This is a genomic window from Mesorhizobium sp. M0293 (assembly GCF_040321735.1).
GTDB lineage: Bacteria > Pseudomonadota > Alphaproteobacteria > Rhizobiales > Rhizobiaceae > Mesorhizobium.
The window spans coordinates 1-15,137 of the sequence record NZ_JAMYSA010000034.1 but is presented as its reverse complement, the minus strand read 5'-3'; the positions used below and the strand labels follow the sequence as shown (position 1 = coordinate 15,137).

Annotated in this window: 17 protein-coding genes and 2 pseudogenes; 10 read left to right on the top strand and 9 right to left on the bottom strand. The window is 59.9% G+C overall.

Annotated features, from left to right (window positions below):
• Positions 1–177: 177 nt before the first annotated feature.
• Positions 178–1,416, bottom strand: a complete 1,239-nt coding sequence (locus tag NKJ06_RS15025; RefSeq protein ID WP_352810068.1) for a DUF1173 family protein — start codon at positions 1,414–1,416, stop codon at positions 178–180.
• A gap of 221 nt (positions 1,417–1,637) precedes the next feature.
• On the opposite strand from NKJ06_RS15025, the gene NKJ06_RS15020 reads away from it, so the two are divergent.
• The 3 genes from NKJ06_RS15020 to NKJ06_RS15010 all read left to right on the top strand — a co-directional run bounded on the left by NKJ06_RS15020 (position 1,638) and on the right by NKJ06_RS15010 (position 3,149).
• Complete coding sequence (locus tag NKJ06_RS15020; protein WP_352810066.1) at positions 1,638–1,856, top strand: hypothetical protein; 219 nt, start codon at positions 1,638–1,640, stop codon at positions 1,854–1,856.
• Between the two features lie 382 nt (positions 1,857–2,238).
• A complete protein-coding gene (locus NKJ06_RS15015) occupies positions 2,239–2,670 on the top strand; it encodes an antitoxin Xre-like helix-turn-helix domain-containing protein (protein ID WP_352810064.1) in 432 nt (143 codons plus the stop codon).
• Positions 2,667–3,149 (top strand): RES family NAD+ phosphorylase, encoded by a 483-nt coding sequence (locus NKJ06_RS15010; protein ID WP_352810062.1) that lies wholly within the window; start codon positions 2,667–2,669, stop codon positions 3,147–3,149. Before NKJ06_RS15015 ends, NKJ06_RS15010 begins: the two co-directional genes overlap by 4 nt.
• Before the next feature lie 178 nt (positions 3,150–3,327).
• Here the strand turns inward: NKJ06_RS15010 and NKJ06_RS15005 are convergent, their stop codons facing one another.
• The 4 genes and pseudogenes from NKJ06_RS15005 to NKJ06_RS14990 form a co-directional block, all read right to left on the bottom strand.
• Positions 3,328–4,092 carry an ABC transporter ATP-binding protein gene (locus NKJ06_RS15005; RefSeq protein WP_352810060.1) on the bottom strand — a complete coding sequence of 255 codons (765 nt, stop codon included), beginning with the start codon at positions 4,090–4,092 and terminating at the stop codon, positions 3,328–3,330.
• A 24-nt stretch (positions 4,093–4,116) separates the two neighbouring features.
• The gene (locus NKJ06_RS15000; protein WP_352810058.1) at positions 4,117–5,115 is read right to left on the bottom strand and encodes an ABC transporter substrate-binding protein; all 999 of its coding nucleotides are present in this window, start codon (positions 5,113–5,115) and stop codon (positions 4,117–4,119) included.
• Between the two features lie 51 nt (positions 5,116–5,166).
• Positions 5,167–5,580 (bottom strand): annotated as a pseudogene (locus NKJ06_RS14995) (ABC transporter permease); the annotation flags it as partial.
• 567 nt (positions 5,581–6,147) lie between these two features.
• Complete coding sequence (locus NKJ06_RS14990; protein WP_352810056.1) at positions 6,148–6,489, bottom strand: hypothetical protein; 342 nt, start codon at positions 6,487–6,489, stop codon at positions 6,148–6,150.
• A 587-nt stretch (positions 6,490–7,076) separates the two neighbouring features.
• Here NKJ06_RS14990 and NKJ06_RS14985 point away from each other — a divergent pair.
• A complete protein-coding gene (locus NKJ06_RS14985) occupies positions 7,077–7,529 on the top strand; it encodes a helix-turn-helix domain-containing protein (RefSeq protein ID WP_352810054.1) in 453 nt (150 codons plus the stop codon).
• 144 nt (positions 7,530–7,673) lie between these two features.
• Positions 7,674–8,006 (top strand): hypothetical protein, encoded by a 333-nt coding sequence (locus NKJ06_RS14980; RefSeq protein WP_352809409.1) that lies wholly within the window; start codon positions 7,674–7,676, stop codon positions 8,004–8,006.
• 42 nt (positions 8,007–8,048) lie between these two features.
• On the opposite strand, the gene NKJ06_RS14975 is transcribed toward NKJ06_RS14980, so the two are convergent.
• From NKJ06_RS14975 to NKJ06_RS14965, 3 genes are read right to left on the bottom strand one after another with little or no spacing between them, the layout of a single operon-like run.
• Complete coding sequence (locus tag NKJ06_RS14975; RefSeq protein WP_352810052.1) at positions 8,049–8,747, bottom strand: transglycosylase SLT domain-containing protein; 699 nt, start codon at positions 8,745–8,747, stop codon at positions 8,049–8,051.
• A 1-nt stretch (position 8,748) separates the two neighbouring features.
• Positions 8,749–9,258 (bottom strand): hypothetical protein, encoded by a 510-nt coding sequence (locus tag NKJ06_RS14970; RefSeq protein WP_352810050.1) that lies wholly within the window; start codon positions 9,256–9,258, stop codon positions 8,749–8,751.
• 58 nt (positions 9,259–9,316) lie between these two features.
• Positions 9,317–9,766, bottom strand: coding sequence for a hypothetical protein (locus tag NKJ06_RS14965; RefSeq protein WP_352810048.1), 450 nt, complete (start codon positions 9,764–9,766; stop codon positions 9,317–9,319).
• Positions 9,767–9,974: 208 nt separating this feature from the next.
• On the opposite strand from NKJ06_RS14965, the gene NKJ06_RS14960 reads away from it, so the two are divergent.
• Together NKJ06_RS14960 and NKJ06_RS14955 are read left to right on the top strand one after the other, a co-directional pair.
• Positions 9,975–11,045: an acyltransferase family protein gene (locus NKJ06_RS14960; protein WP_352810046.1), complete on the top strand. Its 1,071-nt coding sequence runs from the start codon at positions 9,975–9,977 to the stop codon at positions 11,043–11,045.
• Positions 11,042–11,332, top strand: coding sequence for a hypothetical protein (locus NKJ06_RS14955; RefSeq protein WP_352810045.1), 291 nt, complete (start codon positions 11,042–11,044; stop codon positions 11,330–11,332). Before NKJ06_RS14960 ends, NKJ06_RS14955 begins: the two co-directional genes overlap by 4 nt.
• 550 nt (positions 11,333–11,882) lie before the next feature.
• Here NKJ06_RS14955 and NKJ06_RS14950 read toward each other — a convergent pair.
• Positions 11,883–12,221: a hypothetical protein gene (locus NKJ06_RS14950; protein WP_245263590.1), complete on the bottom strand. Its 339-nt coding sequence runs from the start codon at positions 12,219–12,221 to the stop codon at positions 11,883–11,885.
• Positions 12,222–12,945: 724 nt separating this feature from the next.
• Here NKJ06_RS14950 and NKJ06_RS14945 point away from each other — a divergent pair.
• The 3 genes and pseudogenes from NKJ06_RS14945 (at position 12,946) to NKJ06_RS14935 (ending at position 14,351) form a co-directional block, all read left to right on the top strand.
• Positions 12,946–13,137: a hypothetical protein gene (locus tag NKJ06_RS14945; protein ID WP_352810043.1), complete on the top strand. Its 192-nt coding sequence runs from the start codon at positions 12,946–12,948 to the stop codon at positions 13,135–13,137.
• Positions 13,138–13,715: 578 nt separating this feature from the next.
• Positions 13,716–14,099: pseudogene (locus tag NKJ06_RS14940) on the top strand (autoinducer binding domain-containing protein); the annotation flags it as partial.
• Positions 14,100–14,111: 12 nt separating this feature from the next.
• Positions 14,112–14,351, top strand: a complete 240-nt coding sequence (locus tag NKJ06_RS14935) for a response regulator transcription factor (protein ID WP_352810133.1) — start codon at positions 14,112–14,114, stop codon at positions 14,349–14,351.
• The last annotated feature ends 786 nt before the right edge of the window (positions 14,352–15,137 follow it).

The following is a 15,137-nucleotide window of genomic DNA, read 5'->3' as shown; positions in this document are numbered from 1 at the left end:
AGCTCAGGCGTAGCCTGCCCTACGGGTGCGCCAGCCGTCGTCCGCGCTTCGTCGCGCTCACGGACCCTCGCCAACCGCATCGAATCATTGCCGTCATCTTGTCTTTCGCTTGTTCACGATTTTTATGTCCTGGCTGGGTCCAATTACAGCTGCAGCCTCGCACGCACTTCGGCTTTTTCAGTTGTTCGGTCGATATTCCAAAGCCTGCCTGCCGGGCGGAGGCGAAAGCCGCTGCTGTTTGCCCGGTAGCGCCGGCCGGGGGCCGCTTGCGTCCCAGCGCCAGGTCTCGAGTTCGCAGCTTGAAATCAGATGGTCGAATTCCGCCCGTACCGCCTCGTTAGCATCGTGCGGTACGACAAAAAGCGCGGTTCCCTGCTGGTCAACATCAGTCAGAAGACCGAACGCCATGGGCACCGACGGCACGACGTTGTAGCGCAACGTTTTCACAAATCGCCGATGCTCCCCGGTCAGGACCTCGATCAATTCCTTTTCGTCGTTGTGCTGAAACGGAATCCAACTCTCAGTCACGTTCATAAAGCCGATTTCGTCGATCGCCAGAATGCCGGACGGCATCTGCATGACCGTTGCGATGGTGATCAGGTGCGAATTTTCGTGCAGTCGCCACAGGTCGAATTCTGCTGCAAAGCGCTTCGGCACTGCCCTGAACATTTTCTCATCCATGAAGAGCGGCGCGTCGGGCATATGCTTGATCGACAGCTTGCCGCCAAACCGGGCAGGATCGAGCGATTTCACAATGCCGATCACGATCTTCTTGTGCTTGGCCTTGGCTGCCGCCGCGAAAGCCCGCTCCCGATCCGCTGCCAGGCGATCCTTGTGCTCAGGGGAGTACATTGCCGGCATAAACAGCAGCTCGCGCAACTGGAACTTCTGGCTCGACTTCGCATCGGCCGCGCCCCAAAGAAATTTCCGGACCAACCCCCAATTTCTTTTTCCCACGAAGCCGGGTGCCATTAATGTCAGTTCCGCCTCTTCCCAGAGATAGTCGAGCAAGCCTCGCAGGGTGAGCTTCCTCGGATCGGCTTTGACAGTGTGGTGGGAAGCCCCCTCGCCGGCTGATCCCTGTCGCGCCTTGCCTTGTGTCAGTGCGAAGGCCAGCTTCAGTCGCGCCGCCTCCGATGCAGGATCCTCGATGATTGCTTGACCCAGGATCTCCGCCTTTCCCGACAGTGCAACGGGCAGTTCATAGCGATCACAGTCGACCGCATGGTCCTTGCCGGTGTTCGGCATGCGCTTGATGATCAATTCCTCGCCGACGGCGGCGATGTACATCGGCACCCCGGGATGCCGACACAAACACAAGACGCGAGCCTGCTGATCCCGCGCCTGACGCAAGAGCGTCTGAATTTCCGGGTGCTGGGGGCCAACCGTGCGACCCAGAATAGCAAAGTCACTCATAAGGTGCCATCCGACTTTCGATCGTTCGCCTTATGATTAAATCATTGAACCGATGTTTCGTTCAACCCATTGGGTTCAACGATGCTTCCCATGGATTGACAGTGGTTAACCCAGCAGAGTCGAATGGGCTGATGTTTCAGGTAGGCGACCATAGAGCCGCAAGCAGCGGCTGTGGCGGCGATGTAGCCGTCCGCGGCGTGATTCGCCTGGGATGGTGAAGCATGATCAATCCGGTCCTCGACTTAGACTGTTTCATCGATGGCGTGCATGAAGAGCACGCGGTCATGTCCTCGTGCCGGATGATCCAACGAAGCTACGCCACTATGGTGACCTCTCAAGACCGGAACCGCGCGCTTGTGACGTTCTGTAATGTGGCGCACGAATTTGTGCCGTTTTATATGATCTTTGGAATCCTATTCGTCGCCAAGGCGTTGAAATAAGATCAGACAGGTAAAATCGTTCGGTGGTTTCCTCCCATTTTCCACCGGACGGTGTTCCTCCCTGAAGGCTTTAACCTTCTTTGGCCGGGCCGTATCCGAGCCCGGCCATTCTTTCTTCCGGGCTTCCTTGTTCAGCGCTGGCGCAAACGCGTTTTCCTGGTGTCAATCATTCGCGACCAAGGCGGTTCGCACTCGCCGCCTTAGCGCTTTTCGAAGGCTACGCAGGCGAGGTGTCGGTGGGACTGATGCTGCTGGCGGGCGCCAAAGGCTAACGCGTGACGGCAAGGATCGCAGGGTGATCGGATCGGTTCGCGCTGACGCAGGGACTTGCAGGGCGCATCATGTGAGGCTATATTTTGCCTCACATGGAATGGAGAGTGAAATGCTAGCGTTCGGAAATGTCGCCGACGTGTTGGGGCTGCCCGTTAAGGAGGTGGCGTCACGGTCGCCTTTCGGGCTGATCTCCCGGATCGAGAATGGACTTCCCATCGGGGCGCTCGAGCGCGTTGCGCATCTTCTGGCACCTGGCGATGCTCAGTTCAAATATCGGCTGATCCCCAAGGCGACCTATGAGCGGCGCAAGGCGGTACATCGTCTCTCGTCGGACGAGGGCACACGATTGGCCCGCGTGGCGCGCGTCTGGAGTCTTGCTGTCGATGTCTGGCAGAACGAAGAGGAAGCACGTGATTTCTTGTTTCGGCCGCACCCGATGATTGAGGACAAGCGACCGATCGACGTCGTTATCCTGAGCGAGTTCGGCGCCGAAATGGTGGTCGATATTCTCGGAGGTCTGAGGTACGGCAGCGCTGCGTGACGGCGCAGACTCTCGATCGCACGCTATCGTCCTTTCGCATCGGCGATCCGGCCGGCACCTACCCGATCTTCGACGCGACCGGCTCGACAATCGCGCCAGGGCGATGGAACACGCCCGGAAGTCCTATCATCTACACCAGCGAGCACTATTCGACGGCCCTCCTGGAAAAGCTGGTGCATGGCAGTGGCCGGCTGCCGCCCAACCAGCACTACATCGAAATCACAATTCCGCGCGGACTGAGCTACGAGGTTTTTTCGCAGCCGTCACTGCCCGGCTGGGACACGATGCCGGCGACGGTCAGCAAGGGATTTGGCGAAGCCTGGTGTTTAGAACGGCGCAGTGTCATCCTGCTGGTGCCGAGCGTCGTGGCGCGTCTCGATAGCAATGTGCTGATCAATCCAGCGCATCCAGAGTTTTCAAGGATCCACACCAGTCTCCATCAGCCTGTCTACTGGGACCGGCGACTGTTTGGCGCATAAGGGAGGGGCTTTCTGCGCCCTACCACTCCAGAGCTATCGCATATGGCTCAAAGCGTTGAGATATCGTCATTTCATGCGTAGGACCGATCGCGCTTGAGCATTCCTCAGCGGTTTTTCTTGCCCATCCCGCAGGGTTACCACACCGGCCAATAGAGATGCGCTAATCCGTTCACTCCCGTCAGTGCAGACCAAATTCGCGCAGCAATTCCTCGCGATAGCGCACGAACCTGGTTTCGCTGCGTTCGCGCGGGCGTGGCAGGTCGATGTCGATTAGCCGCGCCGCGCCGCCTTTCTCCTTGGGCAGGATCAGCACCCGGTCGGCAAGATAGATCGCCTCTTCCAGATCATGGGTGACCATCACCATGGTGACGTTCTCCTCGCTCCAGATGCGGGACAGTTCCTCCTGCATGCCGATCTTGGTCATCGCGTCCAGCGCCCCCAGTGGCTCGTCGAGCAGAAGGATCTCGGGCTTGACAGTGAGCGCCCGGGCGATGCCGACGCGCTGCGCCATGCCGCCCGAGAGCTGCGCGGGATAGGCATCGGCGAATTCGGCGAGACCGACCAGCGCGACGTAGAAGCGGGCCCGTTCCTCGGCATCGCTCTTGGGCACGCCGCGCACTTCAAGGCCGAAGGCGACGTTGCCGAGCACGCTCAGCCAGGGCAGCAGGCGCGGTTCCTGGAAGATCACGGCGCGTTCGGCGCCGACGCCATGCACCGGCTGGCCGTCGATCGCGACAGCCCCGCTGTCGGCCGCCTCCAGCCCGGCAAGAATGCGCAGCAGCGTGGTCTTGCCCGAGCCGCTGGCGCCGACGATGACCAGACATTCACCCGAACGAATGTCGAGATTGAGCGTCCGTAGCACAGCAAGCTGGCGCCCGCCGAGACTGAAGGATTTGGAGAGGTCGCGGATCGAGACCTCTCCGCCGCGGTTGGAACCGGCCATCTTATCTCTCAGCTATTTCAGAGCTCAGTTGATCTTGGTTTCGCCGGGCCGATACAGAATGTCGGCGGCCTTCAGCTTTCCCTTGGCCAATCGTCCGTCGCGTTCCAGCACGGCAACCCAGAAGTCGATGTCCCGGTCGGTCGCGTGTGCGCCTTCGCGCAAGCCAAAGCCGGTCCAGTAACGGGCGAGATCGCCGTTTTCGCCGCGCTTGTTCAAGATGTTGGCCAGCACTTTGCGGGCTTCCTCCGGGTTCTGGCGCGACCAGTCTGAAGCGCGCGCCGACTGTTCGACGAAGCTGCGCGCCGCGTCCGGATTGGCGGCAATGAAGTCGCGCCTGAGCACGACGAAGCCGCCGGCGAGTTCGCCCAGCACCTGGGTGTCGTCGAACACGCCGCGCACGCCGCCATTGGCGACCAGCGCGCCGGCAAACGTTGCCTGCCAGTAGCCGAGCCCGGCTATGTCGACCTGGCGTGAGCGCAAAGTCTGCTCCAGCTGCGGGCCAGGCACGACGACGAGGTTGGCGGCATCCGTCGGCAGGCCGACGCTGTGCAGGGCCTCACGCACCGTATAGTCGAGATGGGCACCGAGCGTGTTGATCGAGATGGTCTTGCCGGCGATGTCGGCGATCGATTTGATCGGGCTGTCTTCCAGCACATAGAAGACGCTCTTCACATCCTTGTTGATGCCGTTGCTCGGATAGGCGGCGACGAAGTCATTGCCGCCCGAGATCGAGTTGATCACCGCCGCGGTGGCGGCCGAGCCGATGTCGACGCTGCCGGAAGACAGCGCAAACAGCGATTCCGGTCCGCCAGAGGCATAGCCGACATTCTCCAGCTCGACGCCGAGCCCTTTGTAGTAGCCGAGCTCGGCGGCGAGTTCGTGCGGGGAGATGCTGCCACGGCTGGCGAGATAGCGAAATTTCACCGGTGCGGTTTCGGCAAAGGCGAGGCGCGGCAGGCCGGCGGCGATGAGGCCGGCGGCAAGCGGTGCGCCGGCAAGCAGGGAACGGCGGGTGATTTTCATGATCCGGTCTTTCCTGATTTTGAGAGAGGCCTGGGTTGAGTTGGGAGCTGCTCAGTTGACTGGATTGCTCCAGCGGCAGAGACGCCGCTGCAGCGCGACCAGCGCCTGGTTGGCGATCAGGCCAAGCCCGGCGAGGATGACGATTGCCGCAAACATCAGCGGGATCTGGAAATTGTACTGCGCGTTCATCACCTGGAAGCCGATGCCCTTGTTTGCGCCGATCATCTCGGACGCGATCAGGAGCAGCAGCGCGGTGGTGGCGCTCAGCCGCAGACCGACGAAGATCGACGGCACGGCGCCCGGCAGCACGACGCGGCGAAACACGGTGAGCCGGCTCGCGCCGTAGACACGGGCCATTTCGAGCAGCTTGGGATCGACTTCCTTGACGCCGCTGGTGGTGTTGAGCAGCAGCGGAAACAGCGTTGCCCAGAAGATGACGAAGATCTTCGAGGTTTTCCCCTGCCCGTGACTTGGTACTGGGCAACGGCACAAGTAGCTGCCGCGCGCCGGGAACCCTCCTAAGGCGCGATATACCTGCGCAGCGCTTGGCCACGACACCTTTGTCATGGACCTGACAATGCCGCCAAGCCGCTATCGAATCAATAGAATAATCTAATAGCGCGTTAAACATTCCCGGCGAAATAGCCGGGGCGTTTCAAGGGCCAGGACTTAGCCGTCCTGAGGGCAGGGTCGCCTCGGCCAGGTAGCCCAAGCCTGCATCGCTGAAAGCGCGATTCGAAAACACTCGAGGTTGGCGACCAGAAGCCGCTGCATGAGGTAATTACTAGAACCATTTGCGCGCGAACTGCAGCATGGTGATGTCTGCGCAGCAGGCGCGCAACCCGACCTTCAGACGATCGGCACATTGGCGGCGTTCCTGGGCGTCTCGGTCTGGGCCTTTTGGGAATTCGGGACGCTGCCTTGCGCAAGCCTCGAATCATTTGGGGCTATCGTATCAGGAGATCACAGACCTGGCGGAATAGCAGGATCGTCTGTGTGCGTGATTGAGCAGATCCTGGCAAGGAGAGCCTGTTAGAGTTTGAAGCGGCCAAGGCGCTGATCGTTGACGCGGTACTGCCAGGCCAGTTTCGGATCCTGGGGGTTGACGCCGGACGTTGACCAAGCGGAGCGCTCGAACTTTGCAGCGTCATGCAAAGGAAGATCGTCATCACAGCGCGACAGTTGTACCGACGAGCGAAGACGATGACGTCCGATACTGTGGGTTAGAAATTTGATGGCACAGACGGCGGCGAGGGACAGGATCAAGAAAGCAGTGGAAAAGCTGAGCATGCGAAGGCCGGCTTCCTGATCGGGCAGGGCGAAGAAAGCGAGCACGCCGCCGGCGAAAATTGCGAACGCGAACCTCATGAACATGACGGCGGGTCTCCTATTTCGATGTCGATCATTATAATATCACAGATTGATCGTCATTATACTGATCAATGGAGATAGGATGATCCCTCATGGATCAAGCGTTTTCGAAGGCTGGGGGCATGGTGCGGTTTTGGCGGTATCGGCTTCAGAGTACCGGCGCCATTTCCATCTCGAACAGGCATAGAGATGGTTCCGGGCAAAGCCTTGCGGCCCCGTCTCAGAGTGTAATCGCCAGAACCACTGGCGTCGAGGTCTCGCTTGTGGTCGACCTGAACCAGGTCATACGAAGTGGTCGGATCAGGGTTGTCCCTCCAGATGAGGTGGCACACGACAAAATCATTAGTAAGAGGGCCCGCGACATCCAACCGGATTCATTTAATTATTCATTTTCAATAGGGCATGCAGATCGTCAAATGCTATCGTGCATCTGGAACGATTGCTGTACGCCGTCACTTTGCGGGAGTATGGGGAGGATGCCGCGACACTTTAATAGGGCAATGAGTTATCGTTTCGGCTACAAGCCCTGAGCACTAGACATTCTGCAAAAAATGGCCGTCATATTCCGACCGATAAGCAGGGGGGCAGCTGTGCCGATATTTAAAAACAAGACAGAAGACAGCGATGGTTGGCTTTCGATCCTGCTCGCGCTGCGACTTCGCCAAATCGAGAACGAGTACCCGGACTATGCGAGTTTTGCCGACGCTACGGGGCTATCGCGCGGCACGCTCTACCAGTTGCGGACGGGGAAGGGGAACCCGACATTCGTCACCCTGGAGCGGCTGGCACGGCACCTGAAGGTTCCGGTGTGGGCGCTCATTGGTCGGACTGGTGACGACGACAGCGTCAAGCGGGACATCGAGACGTTCGGCTTCAACTTCAACGAGATTGCGCGGCATATCGAGGCCACGCGTGCTGTGAAGCGCTCGATGACGGAGTTCAGTGGTGTACCTTCTTTGAAAGAGGCAGCCAGCCCCGCTGGGGCAACCTCCGAGAAGAAGCGGCCGCCTCCGGCCAAAAAGGGACGCAGGGCAAACCAGTAGATACAAGAAAAGTAGAAGCTGCTAAACTACCAGCGTAGATTCATTTGCTACGATTGGCAGAAAATCTATTGTATATTTCTTTGACTCGCATCAGAAAATCCGCCAGCGTCGATGCAAAGGCATCATTTTGCTGAAGGGTTCACGATGCAAGCGAATATCTGGCAAGTCGCAGGAGACAATGCGCTCTATAAGGATGCGGCGGCGTTTGTCGATTGCCACCCGAAACCATGGGTGGAAGAGGTTTCGGAATTTCTGCGGAAGAAAGGCAAGCCCGAGACGATCACTTTGGTGATCGGACAGTTCATCGTGGCGGCTTTGTTCGAAGGACGATACGCGGATCTGCTGTACTGGTCGCTGGTTGCGGCAGAAGTGAACTGCGTTGTGATGGAGCAATGGCCTGATGATGTGCGCCAGGAGTTGGCAAGCCATCTGAAACGGGGATTTGTAAAGCTCTCGTCGCGCAATCTCTCCCATTGAAGGCGGCGCGCCGACGGCATGGCCCTCAATGGCGAGACGGCGTCACACCTGATCAGGGGCAACGTTGATGTCGCTCCCGGCGGGAGCGGGAGCGGATGAAGCGAGTTTTGTCTCACCACCGTTGGGCGTCGGAAAGTCGCCTGGTCCCATTTCGCAGACCGCTTGCGCGCCGCATCCCTGAGGAATGGGTTGGCCGGCCGACTTGAGGGCGGCATAGCGGCGGTTTACGTCGTTCGTCCAGTTACGGCGCTGGCTTTCAGTGCTGCCGTTGTAACGATCGGCGAGGCAGCGAATACTTGACGTGCCGCCGCACGATTTGACGGCATCGCGAAGCGTCATTACGCCGCCTTCAATGTTTTCGGACAAGATGCCCCGATCCATTCCGTAGGCCCGGCCGGTCGCCCCCGTAAGCTGCATCGGTCCAAGAACGCCACTGAAGGAGCCGGCACATGCCGACATCGCGCCTTCGTGAGCGGACACGGCAAGAGCGAGCTTGGGATCAACACCATACTTATTGGCGGCGTCGACAATCATATTGGCGATGTTCGGGCTGCGCTCCGTCATCTCTTGCGTGGACGGATAGCTCGGCAGACCCGCACCGTTCGTACAAAGGGAACGCAAGGTTGTTTTGTCATGGAGATCGCAAGAACTTGCATCCTGATCGAAGGAATTCGCTTGCGCAACAGGCGCTTGTCCAACGACCAGGAGCGCGGAGAGGAGTATTGGGAAGGGACGCAGCATCTTACTTCCCCGGGCAGAAATTATAGATGGCGCCATTGATGGAGAGCGCGTCGCTGGAAGGGCGCGTAATCTTCATCGGCGTGATGACCGGGGAGCTGCTGCCACGCTCTGTACATGAGGCTTGGAACGCATCGTCTGCATGACGGGTGCCTGCTATCTTGCAGGTGCTTGCGTCGACGGTGATTGCGTCGCCGTCGAACTCGGCAAGTTCGAGAGCGCCGACGCCTTGGTCGAGATCGGCACATGTGTGTGTGGACGCTACATATGATCCCTGCGGAGCCTTGAGCGGATCAAGTTCTTGCGCGATTGCCGGCGAGATCAAGACGGCTAGAGTCGCGAAGATAGTCGGGCTGGCCATGGCAGATCTCCTGAACATCATCCCGCCGTGGCCGCCGGCAGGAGCCGCGGTCAACGCCGCGCATCGCGCGCCGTCAGGGAAGCCTTGATCCGTTGGCGATGGCCGGTGGCAGGCAGGTGTCCTGAATAACGTCAGGTTCTCCCTGTCGATCATGATTGCGCTCCTTGGGGATATCGAGGTTGCCGAAACACAACGGCGTGGGCTGCTTCCTCTAGGGTTGCGGGACAGGGACCCGGAATTGGCATTCCGGGGCGATTTCACCTTGGAATACGATGCCGGCGCGAATGCTTTTGGCCTCAACATCATATGCACCCATCGCACCATTCCGAGCGAGGTCGGGGCGGACGTTATTCGGTTGCGCGCCATATTCGATGAAACACCCGGAGCCTGCGTCAGCGACCGTTGATCGGCCGTTCTGGTAGATCGCCAAGCGCATGGGACATCGTTTCAGCGTGGCATTGCCGACAGGATCGGCGCGGATCGGCGAGCAGCCGGTGAGCGTGTGCAGGACCGAGAGGACGACGGTTTTGGTCGGACTGCGAACGACGATGTGACTCTCGGAAGCCGGCGCGTTGGCGACCGCAAAGCGCGTATCGCCTTTGGCCACGTAGGCGTCGTTGTTCTTCTTCAGTCGGTCGGCCCATAGGGAGGCGTAGGGCACGGCTTCCGAGTTCGGGAGCTCGAGATCGGCATAGGCGACGGCGCGCCAGGCGTTCGGATCATGCGTGAGCGACTGGGCCGAAGCGTGGGGCGCCAATCTAAGGGCAGCCGCGACTGCGACAAATGTCAGGCGTGCATGCATTCCTTGCCTCGCTTGTGTGCCCTATGATTAAATCAATGTTGTGATGATTGTCGAGCGTGATATTTGGATGGGACAAAAAGCCCGCCTATCGGGGCTGGATGAATTGCGAGGCCTGGCGATCGGGCTGGTGGTGCTGTCGCATGTCGGGCCGGTCTTCGGAGAAGGCGGGACGGTCGCCGCTCTGCTGTTTGCGCCGGCGTGGAGCGTCGGGGTCGACCTGTTCTTTGTGATTTCCGGCCTGGTGGTGGAACGCTCATTGCGAAGCCTGCGCCTCGAGCGCGGTGCGCTCGAGGCGGCCTCCGCCTTCTATGTCAGGCGTGCTATGCGGATCGTGCCGCTGGCCTGGTGCGTCGGCGCCATCCTCTCGACCGGGTTGATCATCCCGGAAAGCGGCGTTGAGCCCGCAGACGCGAAGGCGGCATTCGCCTTCATCTCGAATGCGCATTGGGCACCCTGTTTCGGGGGCGCCACAGGATGCGGGAACGCCTATGCGTTTGGGCCATTCTGGTCGATCGCCGCCGAAATGCAATTTTATCTACTGGCTCCGCTCCTGGTGTTCTTGCTACCGCGGCGGGCGCTCGTCGCGCTGGCCGGACTCGTTCTCGTGGTCGGGACGTTCACGCTGCGGCCATGGGGCGGGACGCTTTGGACGTTCCGCATCGATGCAATCGCGGTCGGGCTGGCGATCGGAGCAACCATGAGCGCAAGCGCATGGCCACGGCTGGCGGAACACCTGAGGGCGATCGGTAACATGGAAACGGTGTTCTGGATGACGGTCGGGGCCTTCATGCTGGCGATCTTGCCGCCGGCGACACATGGTGTGGCGACTGCCGCACTGGCGCTGATGTGCGGGTGGATCGTGACAAGGGCGACCTTGCGGGATGATTCTGTGAACTGGCCGGGGCGGATGCTGCGCCGCTTGGGAGGCATCTCCTATGCCCTCTATCTGATCCATCTGCCGGTGCTGGCGTTGTTCAACTGGGCCCTTGGCCAATTCCTGGGCGCTCCGGCGACGGCAACGCTCTCGGTCGCGGTCGCGATCGGGCTGTCTCATGTGCTGACAGCGGCGATCGGAAATCCGCTCCGCCAGCTCGGCCGCCAATGGTCAAATCGAACAGTCCGGGAGGTGTCGCCGTGACCGAAGAAAATCGTCAGTGGTCGCTTGGTGGTGAAGATGTCGATCAAATTCCGCGAGGAGCGAGGGCGCTGGCGGAGCAGCTATTGACCGAGACCGACGGCGATGCCGTGGCAGCGCTCGTCGCGGCATGCTGCGTCATTGGAGCCATGCGCTCGGCGGTATCGAGGGGTATGGTGCGCAACGGATCGCCGTCAGGGGTCGATATCGCGCAAGTGCTGGACGTGTTCGTGCGAAGCGAGCCCCCAGCAGAAGAGCAGAGCCTAACCGATAGAGGACCCCGACCGTGAAGTATCTGCGATGGGCTGTGCGGCCTGCCGCTCGCTCCCCCGGAATGCTGAACGCCCGATACCCGCAGTTTGATCTTCGTAGGCGACCGTCAGCAATGCCGAGCACTGCCCCCTATTTCGCCCCGGAAAGGGACCTTGCGAAACGCTTCGGCCGAACGACAGATCGCTCTCGCATAGCGAGTGGCTTTGAAATAGTCGCTCGCCGGGCCTGTTCTTCCTAAGAGAAAAAGTGCGGGAAGCATGATTTTTCGGCCGGAGGTGAGCGATGCGGCCTCCATGCGTGAAGGTCGCCATGACTGCTGGCGCGACCACACGCAATACGCTCGAAGTCGCCGAAGACGGTCGTCGCAATCTTCGAACTGGGATCTGCACGAAGAGACGCGGTGGTGAATTGGCACGCTGCGTGACGACACATCCGGAGCGTCGTAAAAGCCGCTCGCAGCGTACCTCTCATACGCCCGCGGACAATCTTGCCGACGCCGGCGCCGTTGGTTTGGCCGTCGGCTTTTGTGCGCATCTGGCCAGCCGACACGCGGCAGTGTGACGGCGCTTAGTAGCGGTCGCCGAACCAGCCCTTGCTCTTGGGCGGCGAGGGTTCCTGATAGGCCCACGGGACAGACTTGTAGGACGGCCTCGGGTCTTGGACGCGCCAAGCCTTCTGCCAGTAGTAGAAATTGAGGGGTACTCGGGCGAGCACGCGACCATCGGCAGACAGGAGGTCGGAAGCGCAGGCGACGACGGGGCCGTCGTAAAATTGCACGCGGCCAGTATAGCCGTTGAGCGCTCCTGGCCGGCAGGCAAAGACGCGAACGCCTGCAGCGATCGTGTCCGGGGCTTCCGCTGGGACGGAGATCGTCTTGATGCCTTCCTTGGTGATGAGCGTGCGCACAGGCACGGAGTTCCAATGCGAGCGGCGCAAGGCGTTATTCGCCTGAGCTTCGGTTGGGTAGCCGGCTCGCCGGGTAATGACCGGCGGGAAGCGCCCCCAGTCTGGCGCATATTCTTGCCGGCTGCGACTGACCCGATCAGGCTTCCAATAGGAGTCCGTAGCCGAAACGGGGCCGGCCGAATGTGAAGCATCCGGCACTCGCTCGGCGCAACCGGCGAGCAAGGCCGCGGATGCGACGAGGTGGAGGATGTGACGAAAAGAACGCATATCGTGCTCGGGGGTCATGGGTTTGTAGGTGAGAATTTCCGGTGAAGCCAAGGCATCTGGAAGGTGCTGGCCCAAATGCCGCGAAGGGTTTTGCGAGCTGACGCTCGATCTGGGCGTAGAGGAGGATGCGACGATCGAGTTCATCGGGGAGGGTGACGGCTACGCCTGCTTTCCGCCTTTCGCCGGCGACGTCGGCCATTTCGCTGGTTGCACAACGCCCTCGTCTTTCCGGATCGGCGAGCAGACAAGCCATTTTTTCAAGGTGGCGGTTACGAGCCATGCCATGGCGACAACGCCACAAGGCAACGCATGCTTTCCCAGCGTCGCGGTCTGGCCCTGGTCGCAGCCGTCGACGCCGCGATAGGTGCACGAAGCAAAAGTTGATTGCTGGTTCCCCATGGATCACTCCGCTTCAGATTCATTGAGTCAGTAAACTATCTTGCAAATCGCTGTGCAAGTGTCTCTGACTCATATCCCGCGAGGGGAGGAGGGTGCTCGTATCCGGATCCGCGCACGATGGGCCGGGCAGGGCCTCGGTGTCGAGTTGACGCGGGGCCATCAGGCAATCGATACTCTGGATGCGCGCTATGCCGTGGCGCAGCCGCATCCGCTGGACGAACTCAGCGGCTTCGTGGCCGGCCTTGGCTGATATCTCTGCGAGCCGTTCGAAGCCGCTGTTCGAGCGCTAAATAGCGAGCCGTAATCGAGTTCAGCTTTGTGAAAAACTGCCTGCTCTGCGCAGGGTTGCCCGGCGCAGGCGGGGGGAAGAAAGCAAAAAGAGCTTCCCGATCAGCGTCTAATTGTTTTAGCTCCGAGCAGAGACGGCAAATTTCGTGGTCGTCCGTTCCGGAACTCCGATGTGATGCACGGCGCGAGGTACGCGTAGGGTTAGTCTGCCGACCCACATCGTTCGACGAAAGTAAAATCGTATCCAAGGCGTTTCCTCCACGCCGGGTTGTGGTCATCCAATCTGGAATAATGCGGGTTGCAACCTATGTATACTGGCGGTTTTCCCTGTCACTTTTGACAGGTCGTGAGACGCTGGAATCCAGCGAGGAGCAACCTAGTTCGATAGCCGCGCGAATGGCTTGGAGAGGCGCGTCGATAGCAAGGAGGTAAGCTGGATATGGCGAGATTTGACTCAAATTTTCACGACGTTACGGAGGGTATTCACGCAGTTGCCTCTCCTGCGGACGCGGCGGACCTTCTGAACACAATTGTCGAAAGTTAGGTCTTGAGACGGCGGCCTTTCTTACCGTCAGGCCGGTTTACGAGGAACCGAGTAAGCCGTTCTATGTGACCACCTATTCGCCTGACTGGGTGAAACGCTACCTCGAGAAGGATTTTTTCGACATCGATCCCGTGCTTCGCTATGGGCTGCGTGCTGTGAAATTGGTTGATTGGAAGGAGATCGACCTATCGGACAAGCCCGTGCGCACGTTCTTCGGTGAAGCGAGGGAACATGGTGTCGGGAAGCATGGCGTCACGTTCCCGGTTAGGGGTGTCGACGGCGACCGCGGCATTCTGACCGTGACGAGCAACGAGAACGCAGCGGCGTGGCAGACGTTTCTCAAATCCGAGGTTCGCGACTTCCAGCATCTCGCCGGTGAATTTCACAATGCTATCGGTCGAATCCAAGGAAGGCCACGCCATCCGACGGTCTGCTCCGATAGAGAGATCGAATGCCTGAAATGGTACGCGAGGGGAGAGAAGGTCAAACGGACCGCAGAGATACTGTCGCTATCCCCTCGCACGGTCCGATTTCATCTTGATCTGGCACGGGCCAAGCTTGGTGCCAAAAGCTTGGCCCATGCGGTTGCGATCGCGGCAGAGCGCGGCCTTTTCTTTCAAAGACTGTTCTGATCGGTAGCCAAGCGCTTCGCGGGAAGCCGCCGGCAAAACTCGTTCCGTTTCGTGAAGCTGGGAGTGCTAGAATGACTGAATCATGGGGAAAGAAGGGAGATGTCGCTCTGGACAACCTGATCCGGAAAGGCACCGCGACGCTCCAAGGGTAGAATGCTGGCCAAACCAAGTGTCCTATTCGCAAACCACACGGTACCGCTTGCCGGGCTCGCTGACGTTCTTGCAGACAAGCGGCTTGTGCGGCTCGGAAGAGGACAGCGGAGGACTTGCGGCCAGCGATGCACGTCTGTTCGATGTCTTGAGACTTGCCGTCCGGCGCGGTTCGAGCCGTTCCGGCTCCTGTGGCGCAACCGGGAACACGCTGGCTTCGATCCGCGGCTGCTGCAGGCGTGGCGGCTCTTTGTCAAAGAATCGCCTGGCATCAAGCGATCTCGGAATCCATCATCGCTGTGCGCGCAGCCGCTGCCCAACAGTAAGGCTACCCCAGGAAAAAAGGCAGTATCCGTCCAAACATAAGCATAACCCTTGGCGGGCATATACCCCGGCTTGCGGGCCGTCGACAACCGGCGCAATGGACACGAAGAAAGGGCGGCATTGCTTGCCGCCCTTTCGAAATTGTCGAGATGCGTGGACCTTTAAAAGCCCATACCGCCCATACCGCCCATACCGCCCATACCGCCGCCCATGCCGCCAGGCATGCCGCCGCCGCCAGCCGACTCCTTCTTCGGAGCCTCCGCGATCATGGCTTCGGTGGTGACGAGCAGGCCGGCGACCGAGGCCGCGTCC